The organism is Paraburkholderia sp. XV (assembly GCF_020177535.1).
GTDB lineage: Bacteria > Pseudomonadota > Gammaproteobacteria > Burkholderiales > Burkholderiaceae > Paraburkholderia > Paraburkholderia caribensis.
This window is the reverse complement of record NZ_JAGUUD010000093.1, coordinates 1-25,591: the sequence shown is the minus strand read 5'-3', so window position 1 is coordinate 25,591 and position 25,591 is coordinate 1. Positions and strand designations below refer to the sequence as shown.

23 protein-coding genes are annotated in these 25,591 nt (G+C 62.4%); 11 read left to right on the top strand and 12 right to left on the bottom strand.

Going from position 1 to position 25,591, the window contains the following annotated elements; translation table 11 throughout:
• Nucleotides 1-380: 380 nt before the first annotated feature.
• A complete protein-coding gene (locus KFO72_RS31575) occupies nucleotides 381-935 on the bottom strand; it encodes an SRPBCC family protein (protein WP_225033756.1) in 555 nt (184 codons plus the stop codon).
• Nucleotides 936-1,110: 175 nt separating this feature from the next.
• Between KFO72_RS31575 and KFO72_RS31570 the strand changes: the two genes are divergently transcribed.
• A complete protein-coding gene (locus tag KFO72_RS31570; protein ID WP_225033755.1) occupies nucleotides 1,111-1,521 on the top strand; it encodes a PPC domain-containing DNA-binding protein in 411 nt (136 codons plus the stop codon).
• Between the two features lie 181 nt (nucleotides 1,522-1,702).
• Nucleotides 1,703-2,599: a fructose bisphosphate aldolase gene (locus KFO72_RS31565; protein WP_054933817.1), complete on the top strand. Its 897-nt coding sequence runs from the start codon at nucleotides 1,703-1,705 to the stop codon at nucleotides 2,597-2,599.
• 81 nt (nucleotides 2,600-2,680) lie between these two features.
• Here the strand turns inward: KFO72_RS31565 and KFO72_RS31560 are convergent, their stop codons facing one another.
• Nucleotides 2,681-3,148 (bottom strand): PRC-barrel domain-containing protein, encoded by a 468-nt coding sequence (locus KFO72_RS31560; RefSeq protein WP_054933816.1) that lies wholly within the window; start codon nucleotides 3,146-3,148, stop codon nucleotides 2,681-2,683.
• Between the two features lie 268 nt (nucleotides 3,149-3,416).
• Here KFO72_RS31560 and KFO72_RS31555 point away from each other — a divergent pair, with 268 nt between their 5' ends.
• Nucleotides 3,417-3,605: a DUF2970 domain-containing protein gene (locus tag KFO72_RS31555; protein WP_007745548.1), complete on the top strand. Its 189-nt coding sequence runs from the start codon at nucleotides 3,417-3,419 to the stop codon at nucleotides 3,603-3,605.
• Between the two features lie 16 nt (nucleotides 3,606-3,621).
• Here the strand turns inward: KFO72_RS31555 and KFO72_RS31550 are convergent, their stop codons facing one another.
• Nucleotides 3,622-5,037 (bottom strand): PLP-dependent aminotransferase family protein, encoded by a 1,416-nt coding sequence (locus KFO72_RS31550; protein ID WP_225033754.1) that lies wholly within the window; start codon nucleotides 5,035-5,037, stop codon nucleotides 3,622-3,624.
• A gap of 79 nt (nucleotides 5,038-5,116) precedes the next feature.
• Nucleotides 5,117-6,637 (bottom strand): MFS transporter, encoded by a 1,521-nt coding sequence (locus tag KFO72_RS31545; protein WP_060605601.1) that lies wholly within the window; start codon nucleotides 6,635-6,637, stop codon nucleotides 5,117-5,119.
• Between the two features lie 124 nt (nucleotides 6,638-6,761).
• Here KFO72_RS31545 and KFO72_RS31540 point away from each other — a divergent pair, with 124 nt between their 5' ends.
• Nucleotides 6,762-7,640, top strand: coding sequence for a LysR substrate-binding domain-containing protein (locus KFO72_RS31540; RefSeq protein WP_054933813.1), 879 nt, complete (start codon nucleotides 6,762-6,764; stop codon nucleotides 7,638-7,640).
• A 231-nt stretch (nucleotides 7,641-7,871) separates the two neighbouring features.
• Nucleotides 7,872-8,132: a DUF1488 domain-containing protein gene (locus KFO72_RS31535; RefSeq protein ID WP_035996768.1), complete on the top strand. Its 261-nt coding sequence runs from the start codon at nucleotides 7,872-7,874 to the stop codon at nucleotides 8,130-8,132.
• Between the two features lie 279 nt (nucleotides 8,133-8,411).
• Here KFO72_RS31535 and KFO72_RS31530 read toward each other — a convergent pair whose 3' ends face one another.
• The 7 genes from KFO72_RS31530 to KFO72_RS31500 all read right to left on the bottom strand — a co-directional run bounded on the left by KFO72_RS31530 (nucleotide 8,412) and on the right by KFO72_RS31500 (nucleotide 15,232).
• Nucleotides 8,412-8,987: an H-NS family nucleoid-associated regulatory protein gene (locus KFO72_RS31530; protein ID WP_060605599.1), complete on the bottom strand. Its 576-nt coding sequence runs from the start codon at nucleotides 8,985-8,987 to the stop codon at nucleotides 8,412-8,414.
• Nucleotides 8,988-9,476: 489 nt separating this feature from the next.
• Nucleotides 9,477-9,785: a DUF4148 domain-containing protein gene (locus tag KFO72_RS31525; RefSeq protein WP_054933811.1), complete on the bottom strand. Its 309-nt coding sequence runs from the start codon at nucleotides 9,783-9,785 to the stop codon at nucleotides 9,477-9,479.
• Nucleotides 9,786-9,984: 199 nt separating this feature from the next.
• Nucleotides 9,985-10,350, bottom strand: coding sequence for a response regulator (locus KFO72_RS31520; RefSeq protein ID WP_225033753.1), 366 nt, complete (start codon nucleotides 10,348-10,350; stop codon nucleotides 9,985-9,987).
• Nucleotides 10,351-10,420: 70 nt separating this feature from the next.
• Nucleotides 10,421-10,960 carry a hypothetical protein gene (locus KFO72_RS31515; protein ID WP_062917015.1) on the bottom strand — a complete coding sequence of 180 codons (540 nt, stop codon included), beginning with the start codon at nucleotides 10,958-10,960 and terminating at the stop codon, nucleotides 10,421-10,423.
• Nucleotides 10,957-11,697 (bottom strand): methyl-accepting chemotaxis protein, encoded by a 741-nt coding sequence (locus KFO72_RS31510; RefSeq protein WP_062917016.1) that lies wholly within the window; start codon nucleotides 11,695-11,697, stop codon nucleotides 10,957-10,959. The genes KFO72_RS31515 and KFO72_RS31510 overlap by 4 nt, the downstream gene beginning before the upstream one ends.
• Before the next feature lie 17 nt (nucleotides 11,698-11,714).
• Entirely contained in the window at nucleotides 11,715-14,105 is a 2,391-nt protein-coding gene (locus KFO72_RS31505; protein WP_225033752.1) for an ATP-binding protein, read from the bottom strand.
• A gap of 224 nt (nucleotides 14,106-14,329) precedes the next feature.
• Nucleotides 14,330-15,232 carry a YihY/virulence factor BrkB family protein gene (locus KFO72_RS31500; protein WP_054933806.1) on the bottom strand — a complete coding sequence of 301 codons (903 nt, stop codon included), beginning with the start codon at nucleotides 15,230-15,232 and terminating at the stop codon, nucleotides 14,330-14,332.
• 439 nt (nucleotides 15,233-15,671) lie between these two features.
• On the opposite strand from KFO72_RS31500, the gene KFO72_RS31495 reads away from it, so the two are divergent.
• The 4 genes from KFO72_RS31495 (at nucleotide 15,672) to KFO72_RS31480 (ending at nucleotide 19,900) form a co-directional block, all read left to right on the top strand.
• Nucleotides 15,672-16,700 carry a sugar ABC transporter substrate-binding protein gene (locus tag KFO72_RS31495; protein ID WP_054933805.1) on the top strand — a complete coding sequence of 343 codons (1,029 nt, stop codon included), beginning with the start codon at nucleotides 15,672-15,674 and terminating at the stop codon, nucleotides 16,698-16,700.
• 133 nt (nucleotides 16,701-16,833) lie between these two features.
• Nucleotides 16,834-17,823, top strand: coding sequence for an ABC transporter permease (locus KFO72_RS31490; protein ID WP_054933804.1), 990 nt, complete (start codon nucleotides 16,834-16,836; stop codon nucleotides 17,821-17,823).
• A 22-nt stretch (nucleotides 17,824-17,845) separates the two neighbouring features.
• Nucleotides 17,846-18,646 (top strand): ATP-binding cassette domain-containing protein, encoded by an 801-nt coding sequence (locus tag KFO72_RS31485; protein ID WP_054933803.1) that lies wholly within the window; start codon nucleotides 17,846-17,848, stop codon nucleotides 18,644-18,646.
• Nucleotides 18,647-18,676: 30 nt separating this feature from the next.
• Nucleotides 18,677-19,900, top strand: coding sequence for an ROK family transcriptional regulator (locus KFO72_RS31480; protein WP_054933802.1), 1,224 nt, complete (start codon nucleotides 18,677-18,679; stop codon nucleotides 19,898-19,900).
• Here KFO72_RS31480 and KFO72_RS31475 read toward each other — a convergent pair.
• Nucleotides 19,894-22,971, bottom strand: coding sequence for a transglycosylase domain-containing protein (locus KFO72_RS31475; RefSeq protein ID WP_225033751.1), 3,078 nt, complete (start codon nucleotides 22,969-22,971; stop codon nucleotides 19,894-19,896). The genes KFO72_RS31480 and KFO72_RS31475 overlap by 7 nt on opposite strands.
• A gap of 362 nt (nucleotides 22,972-23,333) precedes the next feature.
• On the opposite strand from KFO72_RS31475, the gene KFO72_RS31470 reads away from it, so the two are divergent.
• Nucleotides 23,334-24,611, top strand: coding sequence for an NAD(P)/FAD-dependent oxidoreductase (locus KFO72_RS31470; RefSeq protein ID WP_060605583.1), 1,278 nt, complete (start codon nucleotides 23,334-23,336; stop codon nucleotides 24,609-24,611).
• Nucleotides 24,612-24,740: 129 nt separating this feature from the next.
• The gene (locus KFO72_RS31465; protein ID WP_107201674.1) at nucleotides 24,741-25,424 is read left to right on the top strand and encodes a TetR/AcrR family transcriptional regulator; all 684 of its coding nucleotides are present in this window, start codon (nucleotides 24,741-24,743) and stop codon (nucleotides 25,422-25,424) included.
• Nucleotides 25,425-25,591 lie beyond the last annotated feature (167 nt).

The following is a 25,591-nucleotide window of genomic DNA, read 5'->3' as shown; positions in this document are numbered from 1 at the left end:
TCCCGCATACAAACTATCTCACTCCATTCCGCATCGATCAGTTCGGGCGAACCCTTGAAGCCTGCCGATGCAAACGTTTGTACGGCCGGTGAGCGCGGCCTGCACAACATTGCCGATAAAAAAACGTGCGACATGTTCGCATTTTGAAGGCCATCGTGCAGTCGACCTTGCTGTCAGACAGCGGCTTTGTCACGCAGTTTCGCGTGCGCTTGCACGACGCGCATCGCAGCGTTTCCGTCTGACGAAAACTTTGCGCACGAGCGAATCAGCTTAACGCCTGCGCGCTTCGTCAAGCATACATCGCAATCGTTTGAGCCATATGTCACGTTGCATCTCATAGAGAATCCATGCGATCGCAGAACCTCGCGTGACGACTGACGCTATGGCTTTTCGAGGATCTCCTTGAGCCGGTCGACGGCTTCGTCCGACTCGGCCTGAATCTTCGCGCGCAGCAATGCCGCGTTCAGCAGCGCGAACCAGAGTGTCGGCGAGCGGTACGTGAAAGTGCGCTCGAACTGCGTGACGTCCTTGCCGTCTTTGCGGTTCGCCTCAGCCGTCAGCGCGTAGCTGACCGTGCCGGCTGGGCGGCCCTGGATCGTGCCGTCGATCGTCCATTTCTCCGGGCGTTTGCGTTCGACCACCGTCCACACGACCTCCCCGCGCCGCCCGGCGACGCGAAATTCTTCCGTGGTCCGCTCGCCGATACCGAGCGAATGATCCGTCGGGCCCGTCACGGAAAGCGAAGACGGATGCCACGCAGGCCAATGCGCGGGCGTCGTCACGTAGTCGAACACAGTCGAGCTGTCCCGATCGATCGGCATGACGGTGACGATGCGCGTCGACAGATCGAATACGCGCGGCAGCGGAATGAACAGCACGCCGATCACGGCCGCCACGCAGGCCACCATGACGACTGCTCGCAGTAGCGCTTTCATCGCCTTCCCGCCGTACGGACGCGGTCCGAATGATGAGGGTGTTGGCTTCGCAGCCGCGCACGGGATTGCGGCCGGTCCGCCGTTCTTACTGGTACTGTATGTTAGCGGCGTGACCGCGCCAATGAGGATCGACGCGCGCCGCCGAGATGTCGCAACGACCCATGGAAGACCACTGATGCACGCTCATCCTCTTCGCCTGCGCCCCGGCCAGGATCTTCGCGACGCGCTGGAAGACACGGTGCGCCGGCTCGGCGCGACAGCCGCGTTCGTGGTTCAGGGTATCGGCAGCCTGAGCGTCGCGCAGTTGCGATACGCCGGAATCGACCAGCCGACTGAACTGTGCGGCGACCTGGAAATCCTGACGCTCGCCGGTTCCGTTGCGCCAGACGGCGCGCATCTGCACATGTCGGTTTCCGACGCCGACGGGCGAGTGTTCGGCGGGCATGTGGCGCGCGGCTGCGTCGTACGAACGACCGTTGAAATTCTGCTCGCGTTGCTGCCCGATCATGCGTTCTCGCGCGAAGCCGATCCGCACACGGGTTTCATGGAGTTGTTCATCCGCGGCCGGCCACGCAGCGAGCCGTAGCGAGTCGCGGCCTGCAGCGCCGCGCCCGAAACGCACTCCGCCAGCGCAGCTGGAACGTTCTTCGCTTGTCTGTTCGATTGGCCGCCTTTCCCGCCATGTAGGAGCGTGCGCCGCAATGCCTTACACTTGTCGGGTCGGAAACACATGGTCACTCATCAGTTGTTCAAGGAGGGAAACGTCCGTGGCAAATGAAAAAATGTTGGCGCAGATTTCTGATAAGGCGGGTTTCATCGCCGCGCTCGACCAGAGCGGCGGCTCCACGCCTGGCGCATTACGGCAGTACGGCATCGAAGACAACGCCTATAACGGCGACGCCGAAATGTTCAAACTGATCCACGAAATGCGCGTGCGTATCATCACCGCGCCCGCATTCTCGGGCGACAAGGTCATCGCGGCCATTCTCTTCGAAGCCACGATGGACGGGCAGGCGCAAGGCAAGCCGGTGCCTTCGTTTCTCTGGGAAGACCGCGGCGTCGTGCCGTTCCTCAAGGTCGACAAGGGACTCGAAGCGGAAAGCGACGGCGTGCGTCTGATGAAGCCGATCCCCGGACTCGACGCATTGCTCGCGCGCGCCGGCAAACTCGGCATCTTCGGCACCAAGATGCGCTCAGTCATCGAGCAGAACTCGCCTGCGGGTATTGCCGCCGTCGTCAAGCAACAGTTCGAGTACGGTGCGCAGATCGACGCGGCTGGCCTCATGCCTATCCTCGAACCCGAGGTATCGATCAAGACACCCGATAAAGCGGGCGCCGAGAAGACGCTGCGCGACGAGATCATCAAAGGCCTCGACGCACTGCCCGCCGACAAACAGGTGATGCTCAAGCTGACCATTCCCGACGTCGCCGATTTCTACAAGCCGCTGATCGATCATCCACGGGTATTGCGCGTCGTGGCGCTATCGGGCGGTTATACGCGCACCGAAGCGTGCAAGCTGCTCGCAAAGAATCACGGCATGATCGCGAGCTTTTCGCGCGCGCTCATCAATGACCTGAAAAAACAGATGAGCGACAGCGAATTCAACGCGAAGCTGGCTGAAGCCATCGACGAGATTTACGACGCTTCTGCCGTCAAGGTCTGAATGGCATGTGCAGCGAAGCCGCGCATAGATGGGTATGCGCGGCTTCGCATTAGCGCGCCTGGCAAGCTTTAACGCCTCACTTCAATGCGCGGTCGGCGGCACGTCGGGGTCGACGTAGTCGCGGCGCGAGTTCCAGTATGGGTCGCGGTTGTAATACGTATGCAGCGATTCGCCCCATGTGGGATCGGCCATGCTCGGCCAGTGATCCTTGTCGAAGCCCGGTTCGTCTTTCAACATCTGCGCGCTGATATCGACGTGAAAGCACTTCTGATCGGTGTCGAGCGTCAGGGCGCTCCACGGAATCGCGTGCAGCGTGGCGCCCATGCCGAGAAAGCCACCTTCGGACAGCACGGCATATGCAATGCGTCCGCTGCGCACGTCGAGCATGATGTCGGAAATCTTGCCGACATGTTCTCCATCTGACGAATACACCTTCGTTCCGTCGAGCGTCGAGGCTGCCATCACCTCCGGTCCCGGACCTTCACCGACGCCGCCGCCGACAATATCGGCACCACCCGTTCTGCGCGTTTGCGGATTGATCGAGCCCATATTTGCCTCCTATGAAAGTGAGCGCATGAAGGCGCGCAATAGGCGTTCCTGCATCTGACAAGGAAAGCGGCGGATGGAGTCGATTGAAAACTTTACCTGGTTGAACCAGCCGCAGGTCATATTTCCCGACAGCGATATCCGGTGCGACAGCCTGCCGCACCGCTGCTACGCAGAAAAAGCGCTCAACTGCTTCTTATGCCAATGCCCTCGCCCGCCTACGATAGACCCATGAAAACGCGTGACTGACGCAACTGGCGGGAGAACTGAAATGGGCTTGCTGAACATGATGCGCATGGTGCTGTGGAGTTTCTTCGGCGTGCGGCGTGGCGCTGCGCACGAAGCCGATCTTGCTACCGTCAAGCTGCCGTTGCTGCCCGTGATGGCCGTCGTGCTCGCGCTGTGCTTCGGCGGGCTTCTCTTTGCGTTCGCCCGAATCGCCGTCACGATCGCGCATTGACGCTCGCGCTGTCCGCTCAAGTGGCTTGTGCGATCAACCCGCCAAGCACATGCACGGCGCGTTCGATATCGGCATTCCATGGATGCCCGAAGTTCAGCCGCACGCAGTTCCGAAAGTTGCGCGACGCGGAAAAGATCGGCCCAGGCGCCACGCTCACGCCCTGTTCGATCGCCTGCCTGTGCAGCGCCAATGCATCGACGTGCCCGGGCAATTCGAGCCACACGAAATAGCCGCCTGAAGGACACGTCCACGTCACGCCTTTCGGCATCGCGCGGCGCAGCGCGAGATTCATGGCATCGAGTTGCGCGCGCAACGCAGCACGAAGTTTTCGCAGATGCCGGTCGTATCCGCCATGCTGAAGATAGTCGGCGATACCCGCCTGCACGGGAATGCTCGCCGATAATGTCGTCATCAATTTGGCCCGCTGTACTTTCTCCGCAAACTTCCCGGCCGCCGCCCAGCCAATCCGGTATCCCGGCGCGAGCGTCTTCGAGAAAGAACTGCAATGCATCACGAGTCCTTTCCGGTCGAAGGCAATGGCGGGCAATGGATAATCCGCCTGGAAATGCAGCTCGCCATATACGTCGTCTTCGATCAGCGGCACGTCGTGCCGCGCGAGCAGTTCGACGAGCGCCTTTTTCTTTTCCACCGGCATCGTCGCGCCCGTCGGGTTCTGGTAGTTCGTCATGAACCAGCATGCGCGAATGGGCTGCTTCTCCAGCGCTTGCGCAAGCGCGTCCAGGTCGAGGCCAGTGCGCGGATCCACGGGTATTTCAACTGCGCGCAGATCGAGTCGCTCAATAGCCTGAAGCGCCGCATAGAAGCCGGGCGATTCGACGGCCACGACATCGCCGGGACGCGTCACGGCCATCAGGCAAAGATTCAGTGCTTCGAGCGCGCCATTCGTGACAACGATCTCATCGAGCGGTTGCGACAGTCCCATGCCGAGATAGCGCAGCGCAATCTGCTGGCGCAAAGCCTCGTTGCCCGGCGGCAAATCGACGACGGTGCTCCACGGGTTCATTGTCCGCGACGTTTGGGCCAGCGATTTGGAAAGACGTTGTAGCGGAAACAGCATCGGTGAAGGAAACGCCGAGCCGAGCGGTACGACACCCGTATGCTTTGCCGCTTCGAGCACGCTGAAGACCAGTTCGCTGATATCGACCTTCGCGGACTCGGTGAGGGCGCGCCTGGCGGTCGCTTCCCGCGTGTCGCGAACGGCTGCGCCCGGCGCGACATAATAGCCGGAGCGCTCCTGCGCGCGAATGAGGCCCCACTCCTCCAGCAGATAGTACGCACGAAACGCCGTCGATTGACTCACGCCATGCTGCGCAATGACCTGCCGCAGCGAAGGCATGCGCGCGCCGACAGCAAGACTGCCCGAGCGTATTTCGGCCGCCATCGTTTTGGCGAGTGCTTCATATCGGTTCATTGAAAATTGCGCGTGGCGGCACGCTCATGGCACGGAGCTTTTTATACTAATCGGTACACGCCTGCGCAATCAACTGACATCAACACTTCCTGTTCCGCATCGACACGAATACGATCGCCGCAGACAAGGCCGCCACGATCGATGCGCCCGCAAACGCGCGCGCAAAGCCTTCGCCATAACTCGACCGTGCGATATGAACGAGTACATCCAACGATGCCGGCGGATAAAGCGCGAACGCACGCGAGAAGTCTCCCGCCATCACGCGCTCGATAAAACCTTGCATGACGGGTACATGCGCCTGTGTCATCTGCGCCGTCAGCGCGGAACGCACGCCTTCTGCCAGCACGGCACCCAGCCCCGAGAAGCCGAGCAGAATGCCCGTGAAGCGCGAGGTCGTGCTGATGCCGGACGCCATGCCCGCGCGCTCGCGCGGCACCGTGCCCATGATTGCCTTCTGCGTCTCGCCGTTCAGCAGGCCACCGCCGCTGCCGAGCAACGCCATCGCGCCGATCAACCATGCGTGACTGGCGCTGCGTGCGGCGACCATCATCGCGAGATTGCCGCATGCCACCACCGCAAGACCGAGCGTGAGAATCTGGCGCGAGTCCAGGAACGCCGCGAGCTTGCGACCTAGCTGAGGCAAGATCAGCATCGCCAGCGCGAACGGCAGCATGCCCGCGCCCGCGAGCAGCGCGCTTTCTCCACGCGCGTTTTGCAAAAACAACGGCAATAGCGAAGCCATGACCTGCGCCGACGACGCGTAAGCAAACATCGCGACGATCGCGCCGACGAACGGCAGCGAGCGGAACAGCGCCAGATCGAGCATCGGATGTGCGCGCCTGCTCTCCACCCACACGAACAACGCGAAAAGGATCACGCCGGCACACGCGCGGGACAGCGCCTGCATGCTCAGCCATCCGCGCTCAGGTCCAAGAATCAGCGCCCACGTCAGCGAGAACATCGCCGCGGCGAACAGCGCGATACCGGGCAGATCGAGCGATCGCGGCGTCGGATCGCGCGATTCGTCGACGATCCGCACGACGCCCGTCGCCAGCAGCGCGCAGATCGGCACGTTGATCGCGAATGCCCAGCGCCAGCCGAGCCACGCGCTGATCACACCGCCGATCAGCGGCGAGAGGACCATCGTCAGCCCCATGATGCCGCCCCACACCGCCCAGGCGCGCGCGCGTTCGCGCTCGTCATGAAACGCGTGGCCGATGATGGCGAGCGCCGGTGCGAGCAGGAAGGCCGCGCCGACGCCTTGCGCAGCTCGCGCGATATACAGCAGCCCGGCCGTCGGCGCAAGGCCGCAGGCGAGCGACGCGGCCGCGAACAGCGCTATGCCCGTCAGAAATACGCGCTTGCGCCCGAAGCGGTCAGCAAGCGAGCCGGCGGGCAAAAGCAGCGCCGCGAAGCACAACACATACGCGCTGATCACCCATTCGATATCGGCAAAAGAAGCGTTGAGATCTCGCGCGATAGTGGGCAGAACGATGCCGACCACGTTGGTGTCGAGCACCGTCATCGCGCAACCCATCGAGGCGATGAGCAGCAGCGGCGTGCCGCGAGAGACGGAACGGGAGGCGGTAATCGAACTCATCGGACGGACCCGGCGGAGAACTTGCGGAAAGGAAGGCTGTATTCCACCAGCTTTCTCTATTCCGTTCATTGCCCATCGTGTTCAATATAATTAGGTTTTACCTAATACAGGGAATGGTCGCGTTATGGAGCTGAGGCATCTGCGTTATTTCATCGCCGTCGCCGAGCGACTGCATTTCGCGCAGGCCGCAGAAGCACTCGGCATCGCGCCGCCTACGCTCACTGTGCAGATTCAGGAGATGGAGCGCGCGTTGCAGGCACAGCTGTTTCGCCGCACGCGGCGCTCGGTTGTGCTGACGCCCGCCGGCGAAGCGTTTCTCGCCGAAGCACGCGAGACCGTCGCGCAGTTCGAGCGGGCGTTGCATGTCGGCCAGCGCGCCGGGCGCGGCGAGCTGGGGCGTATTCATATCGGCTATGTCGGCTCGGCGGCTTTTTCGGGCATCTTGCAGAAGCAATTGCGCGCGTTCCGTAAAGCCAGGCCGCACGTGTTGGTGCAAGCCGCCGAGTACCCGATGGGCGAACTGCCCGCGCTGCTGGAGGAAGGCCGCGTCGACGTCGCGTTCGTGCGCTTGCCAGTGGATCTGCCGCCGTCGCTGCGCGCGCACGTGCTGGTACGCGACGCGTTTTGCGCGGCGCTGCCTGCAGAGCATCCGCTGGCGGCTGCCGCAGGGCCGATCAAGGCGCGCGCGCTGGCGGGCGAGAGTTTCGTCGTGCCGGAGCAGGAACGGGGCACGCGGGAAGTCGCCCGGCGCGGCCGGTTCAACCCGCGCATCGTCAGCGCGCCCGGCACGCTGCTGGCCGTGCTGACCCAGGTTTCCGTGGGCGTGGGTGTCGCCATCGTGCCAAATGTGCTGACGCGGGTCGTCAATCTCCCCAATGTCGTCTTCAAGACGCTGGCAGGCGAGCCGATCGCATCCGAGGTTGCGGCCGTTTTCCGCAAATTCGAACAATCGCCCGCGACGAAAAAGCTCATCGCACAGATGACGGGCGCGCCGGATCAGTAGTTTCCCCGCTTTTGCGCCTTTCACGGCCTATCATGTGAGAACGATCCCGATTCCCGGCGTTCCTCGCCCCCAGCGGTTGGTTACAAGTTGGACTGGATCGTTCCTTGCTGCGCAGCACCGAAGCGAGCGCCTCATCTCGCGCCGCCTGGCCCTGGACCGCGAAAACATCCGCCGGGAAGCCGGCGCTAGCGAGCGTTCGTGAATTTCATCTGGCACTCACGGAGAAATCAAATGACCATCGAATTCACCAGCCGCCGGCACGTCGTGGCCGCATCGCGAGTCGCATTCGAAGCGACCGTCGAAGGAAAAGAGGTATGGTGCAGCGTATCAATCGACGCCCTGAACAGCCACTTCGGCAATACAGGTACGTCGTCGCACGATCTGATCACGACATTCGAGGGTAATCGCAAGACAATCGAGGACGCAGCGCGCCGCGTGCTGCAACGAAACGGGGGGCAGTCGGTCGAACTCGAGACGCTCGACTTTCACTAGGCCCATTGAGAAGCGAGCGCGCGCCGGCAAGCAAGGACGGCGCGCGCTGTGCCGCCGGAATCGGGCGGCACCTGTCTATGAACCATTGAGCGCGAAATGGCTCGCGCATAAAAAAATGCAGTGCAGCCGGCCTTGCGCATTCGCCAATAAAGTCGGCAAATGCAGGTCGGAAAATGCGGTTCGGCAAAAGCATACCGGCTTCGCCACCAGGCAAAGGTTCTTTTGCCGACAAAGAAGCGAGAACGCCGTCTCGCCCCTTTCTGATTCTTCTCGCCGCTCTTACGCGCGCGTTTTTCTTCCGGCCTTTTTGGCGCCAACCTTCTTTCGCGCAACGCCATTCATACCCGCCGCTTTTGCACCGTCGACCAGGAACTTGCTACGGTCCTTTTCGCCAGCCAGCCATGCCGGTGCAGGGCCACGGCCGCTCCATGTCGCGCCCGTTTCGGGGTGACGATATTTCGCCGGCTGCGGTCCCTTTGGCTGGCCATTGCCCGTGCCGTGCTTCACGGCGACGCGCGTCGCGGCCGGGGCGGATGCACCCGCCACCAGGTACTTCGAACGGTCTTTCACGGTGGCGATCCACGCAGGCGCACGGCCATGCCCCGTCCAGGTTGCACCCGTTTTCGGATTGGCGTATTTGGCTACGCCTTTGTTTTGCACGCCTGCCGACTTCAGCGAAGGACGGCCACGCTTTTTGCCTCCCAGATGCGCGTCGATATCAGCCGTGGTCAGATTGTGCTTTGCCATCAGTGCGCGAATACCTTCGAGCGCCGCCGTCGACTTTTTCGACGCAATGGCTTCCGCCTGGGCCTGAAGCTTTTTTATCTTTGCCTGAAGTGCCTCGAGTGTAGCCATATTGAAACTCCTGATTGAAGATACCGGCACTATGCCATGGACCGGTCATATATGGCTAGAGTTCATCTATTACATGAAAAGACACGCGCGCGACGTTGTACTGCCTGATTGTCCGAGAGTGTCCAATCGAGGCCCCAATTGCCAGGATTCATCTGGTGTACGACAAATGTCAATTGGCTTGCATCGATGTTGACTGTCCAATTACTCACGCTATCCATAAGACTTTTAAAACCCCACGTCCGAAAGCGCTGACACGCCACTCGGAATTAGGGCGTTGCGCTTCGACCGAACAATGGGACTGATTCGATGCAGCACGCAATAAATTCACATTCACTACTTCTTTTTTCCAATTTGCCTCAATACCAGGCGCCCGGAGTGAATAGTGAATGTGAAAAGGCCGAAGCCAGTACATGACAGGCTTCGGCCTCGTGGTGGACTCAGAACTGGCGGCAGTCAGCAAATCTGCATGCGCCGTCCCGCCAACAACTGTTAATGGTGCGAGAACGTGATGCCATTCGCATCGGCGCGCACGCCGGCGTCCGATACGCCATTCGGCACGCCACCCAATCCGCTTTGCTGGGCCGACGCAGCCTGTTCTGCGGCCAGACGTGCTTCAGCAGCCTGAATATGCGTGGGATAGCTGTTGCGATCGTCGAGCGGGCTGTAACCGACGTTATGCAATTGCACGAGTTCTTCGCGCACCTGTGCGCGCGTCACGGCTTGATTGCTCTGCGCGAATGCAGCCAGAGGGGCGCTGACAAGAGCGGCGACGATAACGAATTGACCGAGCGATTTCATGGCGACTACCTCCGGATCTCTCTGTTGGGTTGCGCGAGAACAGATGTTCTGCAACCGTTGAACAGAGTGTAGAAGCGCGACCGCCGCCGATAAATACGTGACGCTTGAATAGATCTTTCAAGGAATTGCTACAATCCGCGCGGCATGAAGCGCCCTGCGCGCCCCCGGCCTGGCCGCCCGTCCATGCCGCGCAAAGCCGTCAGCTGGCCAGCTTGCGTAACGTGTCGAGCACTGCATCGCCCTTGAACGGCTTCACAATCCAGCCTTTCACGCCCGCCGCCTTGCCGCGCTCTTTCATTGCAGGGCTGCTTTCCGTCGTCAGCATGATGATGTTGACGCTCGCATTGGCCAGTTCGCCGCGAATCTTTTCGGCCATCGTCAGGCCGTCCATATTCGGCATGTTGACGTCGCTGACCACGAGACGGATGCCGGGCGACGCCTTCAGCTTCGCGAGCCCGTCCTTGCCGTCCACCGCCGTGTCGACATCGAGACCATTCTTCCTCAGAAAACCTGCGACCTCGTCGCGCACCGTGCTCGAATCGTCCACTACCAGAACCTTCGCCATTAATTACCCCATAGCGCCTTTCATGCGGCGCATTGATTGAAAATGTGCTCTCTGCGCTACTCAAAAGCATTCAAAAGAGTTCGAGTTCACCCGTGCTCTCCTCAGCTTCGTTGACATACGCGACGAAGTCGACGGGCGAACTCGCGCACATGCACAGCGTCGCGCCCAGTTGTACGTTTGCGCCGATGCTCACGCGAAAAGTCGCGAGATGGCCTGGCTTCAACTCCGTCAGATGCGGCAAGCAAGCGCCATTCAGCTGATAAGGCGTCGACATCCCGAGATCTGGAAAGAACTCGACCAATTGCTGATTGATCGCGCCGCAACACAGATTACCGACTTCCATTAGCGCTTCCGCCAATGAGCGCTCTTCCGCGTCGCGCAGATAGTAGTCGCGCGTCGCCTCGTCATCGTTGAAATGCAGTACGAGCAGAAAGCGGAATGCGATCGATGAAATGGTCAGAACGACGATATGGCTCGCCAGCAAGGTATTGGCCTGCTGCGCGTCGAGTGCCGTGATTTCGCATGCGTCGCTGGAATCGCCAGGCAAACGGGTGCGCGCGGAATGTAAAAAGATCCGCTCGATACTCTCTTTCGCTTGCTGACTGATCACGTCGTCGCCTGCTCTAACCGGGATTGAATCTGACCGGCAAGCGCCTCGACGCTCGCCAGCGAGGCCGCAATCATCTTGCCGCCCGCCTGAATGTCCTGAAACGTCGCCGTCGTGATCAGGTCATTGCGGTTCAGGCTGTCGTGATAGCTCTTCGACAGTTCCTGCGAGCGCGCCGCGAGGGCGCGCACTTCGCTTGCGACGATCGAGAAGCCGCGCCCCGCCGCGCCCGCGCGCGCCGCTTCGATCGACGCATTCAGCGACACGATCAGCACGTGACGCACGATCGACGACAGCTCATCGTTCTTCGCGTGCATGTCGTGGTTCTGCGCCATCAGCGAAATCATCTGCTCGTGCCAGCGCTCGAACGTCGCGGACAGATGGCGCAGGCGCCCCGCTTCCGTGGAAAGGCGCGTCGCCTGCTGGAGCCATTCGTCCTTTTGCAGATGCAGCGCGCTCAGTGCTTCGCGCGCTTCGTCTGCCGACACCGATTGTTGCGCGAGATCGCTGCGCAGCGTATCGACGAGCGCGTGCAGTTCGCGCGCCTGCTGCTCGTGCTGCCGGACCTCGGCGGCATGGCGCGCTTCGGCCTGCACGAGCACGGTGTTCTGCGAGTCGAGCGCGGTCAGCTGTTGCGCAGCCGCCCGCCTCCTGTACCACCACCGATGCACGAACAAACCTGCCAGTGCGCCCCACGCGACGCCCGCGAGAGCAGCCGCAATCACATACTGATCAACCACAAGGTATCCCCGTCGCGCTATTCGGAATGTGCATTTGCCTGAATCGAGCTCACTGTTTGCGCGGCGTCGTGCATCGACGTGCCGACGCTATCGACAGCGCAGCTCTCCGGCAGATAGACGATTGTCTGGAACTGGCGGAAGTCGGCGCCCCCGCGATCGTCGGTGAAGCGCAACTCGATGCGCCCGCCCTCGCGCCGGATGAAATCGCGCACGGCATCCATGCCGACACCGCGGCCCGACACTTCCGTCACGTTCTGCGCAGTCGAGAAGCCCGGACGGAAGATGAATTCCGCCACCGCTTCGTCGCTCAACTGCGAATCGGGCTGAAGCCAGCCGCGATCAGCCGCGATACCGCGAATGCGCGACAGCGCGAGACCGCGTCCATCGTCGCTCAACGTGATCTGCAACGCGCCTTCGGCAACGCCCACTTCGATATCGATCACGCCCGCTTCCGGCTTGCCGAGCGCGGCACGCTGCGCGGGGGGCTCGATGCCGTGATCGACGGAATTGCGCAGCAGGTGCATGAACACGTTCTTGAGCATGCTGCCCGCTTGCGTGCGAACGCGATAGCCGTTGTCGTCGATACGCACGGCGGGCGCAGCCTTGCCAAGCTCGGCGGCCAGCGAGGGCAACGAATGCAGCACGCCGGCGAGCGCCTCTTCGACTTTCTCCGTGCCGAGCAGGCGCAAGGTTCTGCGCACCGCATCGCGCGCCGACAGCAGCGCGAGTGTGTCGGCCGGGTTCGCCGCATCGAGCAGGCGCAGGCTTTCCTGGATATGCTCGCGATCGACCATCAGATAACGTTCGGCGCTGCCGACCCGGCCCGCCTTGCGTCTGCCGAGGCTCACTTCATTGATCGTCGCGTAGTGCTGCAACGCCTCTTTCACCCGCGCCAGTTCGGCAATGAGTTGCTCCTGATCCCACTCATGCGCGGCCTCGGGTTGGCGCAGTGCGTCGTAACGCTGCTCGGTTTCGTGCACGATGCTGGTCAGATGCTGCAGGCTGTAGGTCCGCGCATTGCCCTTGATCGTATGCATGTTGCGGAACAGCTCGGCGACAGCCGGCTCGTTGACCTGCGCATGCTGACGGATGATGCGTTCGTTCTCGTTGATGAAGCCCGTAGCACTATCAACGAAATGGTGGAACTTCTCCTCGCTCACCGCGAGAATTTCGCCGATCATTTCGAGGCGGCGCTTCTGTTCGCCCGCTTCGGCGGCAAGCTGGCGCAACTCGGTTACGTCTCGCACGCACAGCATCAGGCGCATGACCGTGTCGCTCTCGTCGGTGATCGCGGACCAGCTCAGATCGAGCGTCTTCACGCGGCCATCAGGCATCTTGCGCGTCAATTCATTGACGAGCAGATGCTGGTTGAACTCGAAATTGATGCTGTCTTCGCCGATGCACGCCAGCACGGCCGCTTCGACTTGCGACGCGGTATCCGAGCCCAACTCGCTGTCGCCGAATACGAGGTCCATCAGCGCACGCCCGGCGATATCCTTCGTTTCGAAGATCTCTTCCAGATAGGCCGAGTACTCCGAGTGAATCTTCGCGTCTTCGACAACCGTCAGAATGCCCTGCTGCATGTTCTGCAACATGGCCTGAATATCGGCCGTCTTCTGCTTCAGTTGCGCGGAGCTTTGCTGGATCTTTTCGATCATGCCGTTGAACGCGACGATCGAATGACCGATCTCATCCATGCGGCCCACAGGCACGCGGCGCGTGAAGTCCTGGCTCGATGCGATCTCGCTCATCATCTCCTGCATGCGAGAGAGCGGCCGCGTGATCTGCCGGTATAGCAGCAGGCCAATGGCGATCAGTACCAGAATCGCCGCGCCCGACGCACTGCCAATCGCCGTCGTAGTCGTCGCGAGGCCCGTATTCAGCGCCTCGATAGCGTCGTCTTTCTGGCGGTTCTTTTCGATGCGCAACGTTTCGACGATGCCTTCGAGTTCGTCGCGGTACTGTGCGACGTTCGCGAACAGATAGGCTTGCGCGAGATCGTTCTTGCCTTCCGCCTTCATTTTCGCGGTGTCGTTGATGGCCGAAAAGTAGTTGGCGAGGCTGTCGCGCGCCTGCGTGACGAGCCCTTCCTGCGCGTGGCTCGCGGCTGCTTTGGCCTGCACGTCGAGTGCTTCGCGCAGCGATTTCTCTTTCGCCGCGAGTTCTTTTTGCGCCTGTTCGACCATGTTCGCGTCGGGCGAATAGACGAGCGTCATCGTCGCGAGCTGCACGTCCTTGAGCTGCGAAACGAGATCGGCCGAAGCCAGCGCGCTCGGCACGACGCCCTGCGTCACTTGCCGGACGTCTGCGGCACTGCCGCGAGTCCGATAGACAGCGTATCCACCGATCGCCGACAAGGCGACCAGCATCGACACCACCAGTAGAGTGATGCGGTGACGGATGGTCATGTGGTATTCCCCGTGGTCTGTCACTGCCAGGAAGCAGTGCTGCCCGCTCTGAATGTGTCGATTTGACGGGCGACGGGATTATTGTCGGCAGGTCATGACGAAGCTGTGACCACCGCGCATTCTTCTGGGGATTAAAAGACGCAATAGAACATCGATTCAAATGGCACTAAAGTTCTCGTGCGCCTTGCCGTTAACCGCCTCGCGCCAGTTTCGATGCGACTGTGTCAACCCGTGACTAGTGGCTGCGCGGCAGGCTCTACCGGACCGGCATTGAGCCGCTCGTATTCGGCGATCAATTGCGCGCCGAACAGCATCAGCGTCGCCAGCGCTTCGAGGCTGAACAGCACGACGATGGCCGTCGTCAGCGATCCATACACGACACTCACTTGCGATAACGTCGCGAAGTACCACACCAGCACCCGCCGCGTGACTTCCCACAGCACAGCGGCCGCGACCGCCCCGAACAGCGCGTGCCGCAGCGTCGTACGTCCCGCGGGTATCACCAGATAGATGGCTGTCAGCACGAAAATCTCGCCGGCAAGACCGAACAGATACAGCACGATGCGAGTCGCGCCCGTTAGCGAAACGGTGTGACCGAACAGCACGATGCTGTCGCTCGCGACGGCCTGCAGACTACTCGACACGAGCGTCACGAGCAGTACGCCAATCCCCAGCGAAAGACTGAACAGATAAGGCAGGATGGCCGACAGCAGAAAATGCCTGCGCCGGATCGCAACGCGATGCACGAAGATGATGGACAGCGCATTCTCCAGCACCGTGAAAGCGAGCGAACTGAAGAAGATCATCGTGACGACGAGAAACCAGCCGATCACCGTGCGGTGCGCGAGAAAGTTCGCAAGCTCCCTGACGATCGCGCGCGACTGTCCCGGCACCAGCCATTCGAGAAGACGGGCAAGCGTATCCAGCAGCAGCTTTTCGCCGACGAAATGGCTGAACGCGATGGCGACCAGAATCAAAAGCGGCACGATGGAAAGCAGCGCGTAATAGGCGATCGCGCCCGCGAGCAACAGCCCCTGGTTCTTGCGGAACGCCTTGACCACCTGCAACGCGAAGCGCGCGGGATGCGTCGCGACGAAATGCAGCGCGCGATTGTGCGTCCTGTTCAGTTCAACCTCCGCTCGCGTAATTGCGGCCGGACCCCGGAATCACCACAGCAAGTGGCGGTCCTGAAGGCTTCGAGATCACGCGTCGGTCGATCATTTGCTCATTCGATGAACAAAAGATGTTAATCGCTTGCTTCGCCCACTCCTGATTTACCCCAATTCCGCGCTCTCGCCCCAGGCCTTCCATATAAGCCGAAAGCCTTACCCATCAAGGAGTTGCAGGCATTGACGCGACTTTCCACAGCCGCACCGCAGCAAAACCCAGCCTTGATTTTCGAGACGCTCGCTGCTGTACTAACTAAAACAACTTGATTTAGTAAGGCCCGCGTTTCCGGCGCATCCAAAGTCCGGTGAACGCGCAAGAAGGCGCGATCAGCGCACCGCCAGCAACTGGATCACCGCTGATCACAACGTCGTTGTCAATCATCCGGAGGAGCGTCCCATGAACCCGATTTCCCGCAGGCAACTGCGCCGCGCGTCTCGCACGCAACCCGTCGTCAAGGGCATCGCCGCTGCGTGCGTCGCCGCGTCTGCGCTATGGTGCGCAAGCGCCAGTCTCGCGGCCGATCAGCCCGTCGTCGGCCTGATCACGAAGACCGACACCAACCCGTTCTTCGTCAAGATGAAACAAGGCGCGGAATCCGCCGCGCAGAAAGACGGCGCGAAGCTGCTGACGGCCGCCGGCAAGTTCGACGGCGACAACGCGGCGCAGGTCACGGCCATCGAGAACATGATCACCGCGGGCGCAAAGGCGATCCTCATCACGCCGAGCGACACGAAGGCGATCGTGCCGAGCATCAAGAAGGCACGCGCGGCAGGCGCGCTGGTGATCGCGCTCGATACGCCGACCGACCCGCAGGACGCCACCGACGCCCTGTTCGCCACCGACAACTTCAAGGCAGGCGTGCTGATCGGCCAGTATGCGAAGACCGCGCTCGGCGGCAAGCCCGCGAAGATCGCGACGCTCGATCTCGCGCCCGGCGTTTCCGTCGGCGTGCTGCGTCACAACGGCTTTTTGCAGGGCTTCGGCGTGAAGGAAGGCGATCCGGCTATCGTCTGCAGCCAGGACACGCGCGGCGACCAGGCAAAGGGCCAGACGGCGATGGAAAACTGCCTGCAAAAAGCGCCCGACATCAATGTCGTCTACACGATCAACGAACCGGCCGCAGCCGGCGCGTATCGCGCGCTGAAGGCCGCGGGCAAGGACAAGAGCGTGATGATCGTGTCGATCGACGGCGGCTGTGAAGGCGTGCGCAACGTGAAAGCGGGCGCCATTGCCGCGACCTCGCAGCAGTATCCGTTGAAGATGGCCGAGCTCGGCGTGCAGGCAGGCGTCGACTACGCGAAGACGGGCAAGAAGGTCTCCGGCTATCACGACACGGGCGTCACGCTGATCACCGACAAGCCGCAAGGCGGTGTCGACAGCAAGGATACGAAGTTCGGCCTCGATAACTGTTGGGGCAACAAGTAGGCACGCAGTCAACGCGCAGTAACTGAGCAGTCACGGAGGCGCGCACGGCGCGCGTCTTCCGCAAGTTCTCCAGCGTGAGCGTGGCGTACGTGTACCGCGCGCAGGCCACGCATTGCTTCGAAGGAAACATATCATGTCGACTCCCACTGCCCCCGCTCACACCCATCGCCGGTTTGCGGATCATCTGCCATCGCTTGCCGAAGCCGGGCCGCTCGTCGCGCTCGTGCTAGCGTGCATCTTTTTCATCTCGCAGAGCGACCGCTTTCTGTCGTTCCAGAACCTGTCGCTGATCATGCAGCAGACCATGGTGGTCGCCGTGATCGCCATCGGTCAAACCCTGATCGTGCTGACGGGCGGCATCGATCTGTCGTGCGGGATGTTGATGGCGTTCGGCTCGATCGTGATGACGAAATTCGCCGTCGTGATGGGCGTGCCACCCGTCATCGCGATTGCCTGCGGCGTCGGCGCGAGCATGCTGTTCGGCCTGCTCAACGGCGTGCTGATCACGCGCATCAAGCTGCCCGCGTTCATCGTCACGCTCGGCACGTTGAATATCGCCTTCGCGGCCACGCAGCTTTATTCGAACGCGGAGAGCGTGTCGAATCTGCCCGACGCGATGATGTTCTTCGGCAACACCTTCAATCTCGGGCCGGCCACCGTCACCTACGGCACCGTGCTCACACTGCTGATGTATCTCGGGACATGGTTCGTATTGCGCGACACGGTGCCCGGACGTCACCTCTACGCGCTCGGCAATAACCCGGAAGCCGCACGCCTGATGGGTCTTTCCGCGCAACGCATCCTGATCACGGTGTACACGCTGGCGGGCGCGCTCTACGGCATCGCCGCGCTGCTGTCCGTGTCGCGCACGGGCGTCGGCGATCCGCAAGCAGGACAAACCGAGAACCTCGACAGCATCACGGCAGTCGTGCTCGGCGGCACGAGTCTGTTCGGCGGGCGCGGCTCGATTGCGGGCACGCTGCTGGGCGCATTGATTGTCGGCGTGTTCCGCAATGGCTTGACCTTGATGGGTGTGTCGTCGGTGTACCAGGTGCTGATCACCGGCATTCTCGTGATTCTCGCCGTCGCCGCCGACAAGCTGTCGCGCCGTGGCGCACGTTGATCGTTATTCGAAGGAGCCTGTGATGTCCACCACCCCCTCTTCCTCCAACGGCGCGACGCCCGTTCTGCAAGCGCGCGGTCTCATCAAGCGCTACGGCCAGGTCACCGCGCTCGACGGCTGCGACTTCGAAGTGATGCCCGGCGAAATCATGGCCGTGATAGGCGATAACGGCGCGGGCAAGTCATCGCTCATCAAGGCGCTCTCCGGCGCGCTCGTACCCGATGAAGGCGACCTGCTGCTCGACGGCAAATCCGTCAAGTTCCGCAGCCCGCTCGACGCGCGCCAGCAAGGCATCGAAACGGTTTATCAGGATCTCGCCGTGGCGCCCGCCATGAGCATCGCGGAGAACCTGTTCCTTGCGCGTGAACTGGTGAAGCCTGGCTGGCGCGGCAAGCTCTTCAAGATCATCGACAAGCGCCGCATGCTCGAAGAAGCGACCAATGCGATGAAAGACCTGCAGATCGGCATCCGCTCGATGCGCCAGGCCGTCGAAACGCTCTCGGGCGGTCAGCGCCAGGGCGTCGCGGTGGCGCGCAGCGCGGCCTTCGCGCGGCACGTCGTGATTCTCGACGAACCGACCGCGGCACTCGGCGTGAAGGAAGGCAACATGGTGCTGGAGTTGATCCGGCGCGTGCGCGACCGTGGCCTGCCCGTCATTCTGATCAGTCACAACATGCCACATGTGTTCGAGATCGCGGACCGCATTCACATTCAGCGGCTCGGACGGCGCGCGGCGCTCGTGAACAAGAACGAGATCCACATGTCGGATGCCGTCGCGATCATGACGGGCGCGAAACAGGCCGACGTGCGGGCCATCGCATGACGAACCGACTCGCGTAACCGGACACAGCCGATGGATACGGGCACCCGCTCACCGCTCAAACGCACGGTCGGCTCGAACCAGGTCGGCATGCGGCAGTTCAACGAACGCATCGTGCTGCAGGCGATCCGTTTGCACGGACCACTGCCGAAGGCCGACGTGGGGCGGCTCACGCGTCTGTCGATGCAGACCGTGTCGATGATCGTCGAGCGATTGATCGACGACGGCCTGCTCGAAAAGCAGGCGCGCGTGCGCGGGCGCATCGGGCAGCCTTCCGTGCCCATCGCGTTGCGCGCGGAAGGCGCCTATACGATCGGCGTGAAGGTCGGACGGCGCAGCCTCGATGTGCTCGCGATGGATTTTCTCGGGCGTGTGTGCTGCCGCGAAGTGCAGGAGTACGCGTATCCCGATCCGCGCACGCTGTTCCCGGCGCTCGACAGCAAGCTCGCGCGCATCAACGAGGCGCTCGGCGCACGACGCGAGAAAGTGGTCGGCGTCGGCGTGGCGGCGCCGCTGTGGCTCGGCGGCTGGCGCGATTTTCTCGGCGCGCCGCGCGAAGCGCTCGACGCGTGGAACGACATCGACATCCGCGCGCGCATCGCGTCGATGACGGGCCTGCCCGTCGAGTTCGCGAAAGACACGACGGCCGCGTGCGCCGCCGAACTGGTGATGGGCCAGGGGCGCGGCATCCACAACTTTCTGTATCTGTTCCTCGGCACGTTCATCGGCGGCGGGCTGGTGATCGACGGACGCCTGCATGGCGGGCCGCACGACAACGCGGGCGCCGTCGGCTCGATACCCATCATGAGCGGCCAGCCGCGTCAGCCTGCGCAACAGCTGCTGCACGCGGCATCGGGCTTCGTACTCGAAAAACTGTTCGTCGATGCGGGCGCGCCCGCCACTGCCGCGCACGATCACCGCGCGTTGTCGCCGGATCTCTGGCGGCTCACCGAGCAATGGCTCGACACCGCGTGCCCTGCGATTGCGGGCGCATTGACGAACGCGGCGGCGCTGCTCGATCTCGAAGCGGTGGTGATAGACGGCGAAGTGGACCGGCAACTGGTGCGCGAAATCATTCGCCGCACGGAGCGCGTGCTCGACAAGTTCGAGTGGGAAGGCATCGTGCGGCCGCAATTGCTCGAAGGCACGATCGGCTCCGACGCGCGCGCGATGGGCGGCGCAATCCTGCCGCTCTACGCGCACTTCGCGCCGATGCACGAACTCTTTCTCAAGCCCGCGACCGACGTGAGCTATTGAACCTTCGGCACCGTGGTGACAGCGACTTTCGGCGTGTCTTTCGATGCAGGTTCGTCGAGCAGCGGCTGCAACTCGGGTGCCATGGACTTCAGCAATTGCACGGCGAGCGCGCTCGTGAAATCGTAGCGCTTCGCATACGGCTCATGCACGACAGCCGTCAGCGTGCCGAAGAAGCGGTCGCCGATCGCGAACACGAAGGTCGCCGTGCGATTGACCTTGCGCGACTCGATCAGCCTGCGTCCCTTCGCGTAGATATTCAGGCGCTGATCGCCCGTCCCCGTCTTGCCGTAGACCTCCAGCGTCTTGCCGTTCGGAAACGTGATGCCGCCCGCCAGACGCCGCGCCGTGCCGCCCGCGACCACGTCGCGCAACAGCGTCTGCGCGACCCGCGCGATCTCCGGCGAGATGGCTTCCGTGGGCTGCGGCGTCGCGCGCACGAAACGCGTTTCATACGGCGTGCCCTTGGCGAACTCGAGTTCGGTCAGGCTTTGCGTCGGTGCCTGATTGCCCTTGTTCGCGATCACGCCCATCAGTTGCGCGAGCGCGGCGGGCCGGTCGCCCGACGCACCGATCGCGGCTGCATACGACGGCGTCAGATGCGAGAACGGATAGCCGAGCGCCTGCCACGACCTGCCGATCGCATCGTAAGCATGCTGCTCGACCATGCGGCGGATGCGCCGGTCCTGCGTCGCGTGATAGCGCGTCTTGAAGAGCCACTTGTACGAATCCGCGCGCACGTCGCGGCTCGCATCCATCACCTGGTTCGCGTTCGCGTCGGGATGCTCGCGCAGATAGTCGACGAGCCACAGCTCCAGCGGATGCACGCTCGAAATGTACGCGCGGTCGTTCAGATTGAACTTGTCGATGCCGTACTTCTCGTAGAGCTTCGCGAGCGCGTCGTCGGGCGGATTGGCTTTCGGCGTGTTCTTCAACGCGGCGCGCATCTGGTCGTTGAACCAGGCCTGCGGCGCGTCGGGCCGCACGCTGCGCAGCACCGTCGCGATCTTCGGCGGCGACTTGCGCACGCCGCGCAGCAGGATCGCGAGCATCTCATCCTGCGTCTTGCCGTGATACTTCGCGTAGAAGCGGTTCATGTACACGCGGCTTTCCTGGTCGGCGAAGCGCGTCAGATACAGGTTGCGCGTGGCGGGATCGTCGAGCCATTGCGAGGACGGGCCGGACGTCCTGATCGTTTCGTAGTGGACGATGTCGCGCATCATCCGTACGAACACCAGATTCACCGAATGCTGGAATGCCTGATGCACGGTGAGAATGCGCGAGTTCTCGTCGGCCTCGAAGTTCGTGAAGGTCTGCGCGCCGCCGCCCGTGTAGAAGGTTTCGCCCGCATTGGCCGAGTACTTGCGCTCGACCGACGCATCGAGCATCGCGCCCAGCGAATGGTCCTTCGTGTGCATGAAGTAATCGACAGCCCAGCGGGTCAACGCGTCTTCGCGCTCGGGCTTCACGGCGCGCAGTTCTTCCACGCTCATCTGCCCATAGCGCGCATGCAGGTCCTGCATGATCTGCAGATACGTGATGATCGTGCGGAGCTTGGCCGTCGAACCGAGATTCAGGCGCGCGCCGGAGTTGATATCGAACGGACGGTTCACGCTGTCCGTCTGCACGCGCAGCAAATTCGCGCCTTCGCGCTTTTCGAACAGCGTGAAGCTGAAGGCGATCTTCGACGGGTCGTCCTTCGGTTGCAGCATGTTGAAGCCATAGAGGCCAGCTGCCTGCGCGCCCTCTTTGGTCGTCGCAGCGGCAAGGCGGTCGTTGATGTCCTGCTGGACCTTGTTGTTCATCGTCGATGTGACGCGCAAGTCGAGCCGGTCGAGGTCGTACAGCGTCGACACACCAAGCGACGACAGCAGGTGCGTGCGCAGCGACGTCACCGCCTTGCGCTCGACGAACGAGCCTTCGGGCGGCGCAAGCTTCGCGCGCGTCAGCACGAGTTGTTGCGAGAGCGCGGCGTCGCGCAGTTGCGGGGTAATCACACCGTTCGCGGCAAACAGGCGCAGATAGCTTTCCGTCAGCGCATTGAGATCGTCGTTCTTGCGCAGCAGAAAGTGTGACGGCCCGCGCTGCGCGATCATCAGCGACAGCACCTGACGGAACGCGAGGCCCTGCTCGGCGAGATTGTCGGGCGTGGGCGGCGCTTTCAGCACGCGGTTGACTTCGGCGAAATCGCGGCCGTACCACGCCGTGAGTCCGTCGCCGATACCGTTGATCTCGCCGATGCCGGGCTGCGCGGCGAGCGGCACCGAGTTCAGGTAGCGCACGACGATCTGCTCGCGCGCAGGCATCGTGCGCGGGCCGTCGAGATACGCCCGCACCGACGCCGACGCGATCTGCCGCAGTTTCTCCTTCGGCGTCGCCGTGCGGCCGCCGGGCGAATGGCGGAACTTCTCGATCTGCGTGGCAAGCGTGCTGCCGCCGGGCTGCGCCTGGTTGTGATTGAAGACGCGCAGGCCCTGATCCATCAGCGCGCGGCTGAAGCGTCCCCAGTCGATGGCGGGATTGCGGTTCGGCTGGTCGGGGTCGAGCAGATGGCGGTCTTCGATGAACAGCAGCGCCGACACCACCAGCGGCGGCACTGACTCGAAATCGTCATACACGCGAGCGGGAAACTGCGAGCCGAACAGGCGCGTGCCCGTGGCGTCATACAGCATCAGTCCCGCCTGATCCTTTTCTTCGTAGGGAACGAACAGGCCGTCGTCGGCGAGCGATGCCATGCGCTCGGAATCGCGCGCCTGCGAAGCAACGGAGAAACCGCGCTCTTTCAGACGGCGTTCGAATGCGGGGAGCAGCGCATAACCGAGGCGGATGTCATAGGGGCCGTCGGTGGGAAAGCGGATGTTGTCGCTCGGACCTTCGGAGACGGTAAACCCGACGTCGCGCGTCAGTTCGGACAAGTAGCGCGCCTGCAACCGCGACGTGTCCATTTCGATCTGAACAAAGCGCACGCCGAGGGCGACGGCCACGAGAAACGAGGCGAAAAAGAGCCACTTGAACCACTTCCAGGCGGAGGTGGTGCCGATTGCGCGTAGCGGAAACCGTAGTGGCCGATTCATGGCGGCGTCTCCTTGCAGATGCCTGACCACACTAACCTCGACTATGTCAGTCTAACCCGTAACAACGGTTGTGAGGGTCAGGTGACGCAACGACTTGATCGGGTGAGTACGGCACGCAACACAGCCGTCAGGCGGGCGCGACGGGACGGCATCTTTTGCCGCATGGCGCCGCCTTTCGCGCCGCGGATGGGTAAAGACGGCCGCCGCTTCGATGCCGATGCAACCTCCGCACGCGCCTTCCGCCTGCGCCGCCTCCCTGGAATACCGAATACGACGGCCGTGCGAAATTGAGTAACATGGCCGCGCACTGCAGGCATCGCATGTCCCGCATTCCTGGTGACGCCCCCCACCTCCTGAATCTTATGCAAAGCTACTACGAAGCGACCGTCGAGCGGCCCGTGCGCCCTGCGCTGTCCGGAAACCTGAGCGCGAACGTCTGCATCGTCGGCGGCGGGCTGGCGGGCCTGTCTACTGCGCTCGGACTGGCCGAGCGCGGCGTGCGCGACGTCGTCGTGGTCGAAGCGAACCAGGTCGGCTATGGCGCGTCGGGCCGCAACGGCGGCTTCGTGTTCGGCGGGTACAGTCTCGATTGCGCGGACCTGCTGAGGATTCTCGGCCCGGAGCGCGCCCGCGAACTGTACGCGCTGACGATCGACGCCGTCGACCTGATGCGCGCGCGCATCCAGCGCTACGCGATCGCCTGCGAAGCGACGGACGCGGGCGTGATCCTCGCGAACTGGTTCGACGATCCGTCGCGCCTCGACAGTCAGCGCCGTTTGATGAAGGACGCGTTCGGCGTCGAATGGGAGCCGCTCGGCGCCGACGAGCTCGCCGTGCGGCTGAAGACCACGCGCTATCACGGCGGGTTGTTCGAGCGCAATGCGTTTCACTTTCATCCGTTGAAGTACGTGCTCGGTGTCGCGCGCGCGGCGGAAGCGGCGGGCGTGCGGATCGTCGAGCAGTCGCCTGTCGCGTCGCTGCACAGGCAAGGCGCCGGGTACGTCGTCGGGACGGCGCAGGGATCGATCGACGCCCGGCATGTCGTGATGGCGGGCGGCGGCTATGCGCGCAACGTGTACCGGCGCGTCGAGCGCGCCGTGCTGCCGATTGCGACCTACGTGATGGCGACCGAGCCGCTCGGCGCGCGGCTCGCCGATGCAATCGACTGCCGTTGCGCCGTCTACGACACGCGCTTCGCATTCGACTACTACCGTCCGCTGCCCGACTCGCGCATTCTGTGGGGCGGGCGCATCTCGATCCTGGAACGCGAGCCTGAGGCGATTGCGCGGCTGCTGCGCCGCGATCTGCTGAAGGTGTATCCGCAGTTGCGCGACGTGCGCATCGACCATGCGTGGGGCGGCCTGATGAGCTACGCGCGGCACAAGATGCCGCAGATCGGCCAGAGCGCCGACGGCGTCTGGTACGCGGTCGGTTTCGGCGGACATGGGATGGCGCCGACCACGGTGTCGGGCGAACTGCTGGCGGCGGCGATCGCGGGCGAGCGGCCCGTGCCCGATGCGTTCGCGGCCTTCGGTCTGACGCACACGTTCGGCGCGCTGGGCCTCGCCGCCGCGCAGTTGACATACACGGCGATGCAGACGCGCGATGCGCTCGCGGACCGTTCGCGGCGCCCGAACTGAGCCTTCGGGTTGCGCCCTTCCGGCGGCGCAGCCGCACGTGCGCGCAATGAAGCCGGGCGTGCCGCCAGGCCATGCTGGCTGGTGATTCCGGCATGCTAGAATGAAATGTCACCGCCGCCGGAATACACAATGAAAAAGGGAAGCCGAGCTATCGCGCCCGAGCATAACGAGACCCCGAACGAACCCTCCGAACCACGGCGCAAATACGATCCCGAAGAGACGAAGCGCAACATCCTCGAGGTGGCCACGCAGGAGTTTTCGTCAATGGGACTCACGGGTGCGCGTGTCGACGCGATTGCGGAGCGCACCAATACCACGAAGCGCATGCTGTACTACTACTTCGGCAGCAAGGAAGGGCTGTACGAGGCCGTGCTCGAGAAAGTGTATGGCGATATTCGCGCGCTCGAACAGGATCTGAAAGTCAGCGATATGAGCCCTGTGGACGGGCTGCGTAGTCTCGTTGAGTTTACGTTTGACTATCATGATAAACATCGCGATTTCGTGCGTCTTGTGACGATCGAGAATATTCACGGCGCGAAGTATATCGAGCAGGTCAAGACCTTCAAGAATCGTAATGCGACGGTGATTCACACTATTGAAGATCTTCTTGCACGAGGCGTTGCTTCAGGGGATTTTCGTGATGATATCGATCCGATTGATCTGCATCTGTTGATCAGTTCGTTGTGCTTTCATCGGATTGCCAATCGGCATACGTTTGGGAATGCGTTTGGGCGCGATCCCTCTCATTCGAGGCTCAGGGCGCGGCATCGCGCGATGATTGTTGATGCTACTTTGAGGTTTGTTGCTCGTTAGGTTGTTTTTGCCTGCGGCGCTGGTTTGATGTTCCTTCCTTTGCGCTGGCATTCGGGTTTTGTCTTTGCGCTGGCATTCGGGTTTTGTCTTTGCACTGGCATCCGCGATTTGTCTTTGCGCTGGCATCCGCGATTTGTTATCTAGCTTCACGCGTCGCCCCTGTGCGG

Bases quoted from the DNA above. Each gene is read 5' to 3' on its own strand.
- KFO72_RS31505 (WP_225033752.1), bottom strand. From the start codon at position 14,105: ATGACCATCCGTCACCGCATCACTCTACTGGTGGTGTCGATGCTGGTC.
- KFO72_RS31535 (WP_035996768.1), top strand. From the start codon at position 7,872: ATGACCATCGAATTCACCAGCCGCCGGCACGTCGTGGCCGCATCGCGA.
- KFO72_RS31525 (WP_054933811.1), bottom strand. From the start codon at position 9,785: ATGAAATCGCTCGGTCAATTCGTTATCGTCGCCGCTCTTGTCAGCGCC.
- KFO72_RS31475 (WP_225033751.1), bottom strand. From the start codon at position 22,971: ATGAATCGGCCACTACGGTTTCCGCTACGCGCAATCGGCACCACCTCC.
- KFO72_RS31470 (WP_060605583.1), top strand. From the start codon at position 23,334: ATGCAAAGCTACTACGAAGCGACCGTCGAGCGGCCCGTGCGCCCTGCG.
- KFO72_RS31570 (WP_225033755.1), top strand. From the start codon at position 1,111: ATGCACGCTCATCCTCTTCGCCTGCGCCCCGGCCAGGATCTTCGCGAC.
- KFO72_RS31560 (WP_054933816.1), bottom strand. From the start codon at position 3,148: ATGGGCTCGATCAATCCGCAAACGCGCAGAACGGGTGGTGCCGATATT.
- KFO72_RS31550 (WP_225033754.1), bottom strand. From the start codon at position 5,037: ATGAACCGATATGAAGCACTCGCCAAAACGATGGCGGCCGAAATACGC.
- KFO72_RS31540 (WP_054933813.1), top strand. From the start codon at position 6,762: ATGGAGCTGAGGCATCTGCGTTATTTCATCGCCGTCGCCGAGCGACTG.
- KFO72_RS31545 (WP_060605601.1), bottom strand. From the start codon at position 6,637: ATGAGTTCGATTACCGCCTCCCGTTCCGTCTCTCGCGGCACGCCGCTG.
- KFO72_RS31520 (WP_225033753.1), bottom strand. From the start codon at position 10,350: ATGGCGAAGGTTCTGGTAGTGGACGATTCGAGCACGGTGCGCGACGAG.
- KFO72_RS31555 (WP_007745548.1), top strand. From the start codon at position 3,417: ATGGGCTTGCTGAACATGATGCGCATGGTGCTGTGGAGTTTCTTCGGC.
- KFO72_RS31530 (WP_060605599.1), bottom strand. From the start codon at position 8,987: ATGGCTACACTCGAGGCACTTCAGGCAAAGATAAAAAAGCTTCAGGCC.
- KFO72_RS31575 (WP_225033756.1), bottom strand. From the start codon at position 935: ATGAAAGCGCTACTGCGAGCAGTCGTCATGGTGGCCTGCGTGGCGGCC.
- KFO72_RS31480 (WP_054933802.1), top strand. From the start codon at position 18,677: ATGGATACGGGCACCCGCTCACCGCTCAAACGCACGGTCGGCTCGAAC.
- KFO72_RS31495 (WP_054933805.1), top strand. From the start codon at position 15,672: ATGAACCCGATTTCCCGCAGGCAACTGCGCCGCGCGTCTCGCACGCAA.
- KFO72_RS31465 (WP_107201674.1), top strand. From the start codon at position 24,741: ATGAAAAAGGGAAGCCGAGCTATCGCGCCCGAGCATAACGAGACCCCG.
- KFO72_RS31490 (WP_054933804.1), top strand. From the start codon at position 16,834: ATGTCGACTCCCACTGCCCCCGCTCACACCCATCGCCGGTTTGCGGAT.
- KFO72_RS31485 (WP_054933803.1), top strand. From the start codon at position 17,846: ATGTCCACCACCCCCTCTTCCTCCAACGGCGCGACGCCCGTTCTGCAA.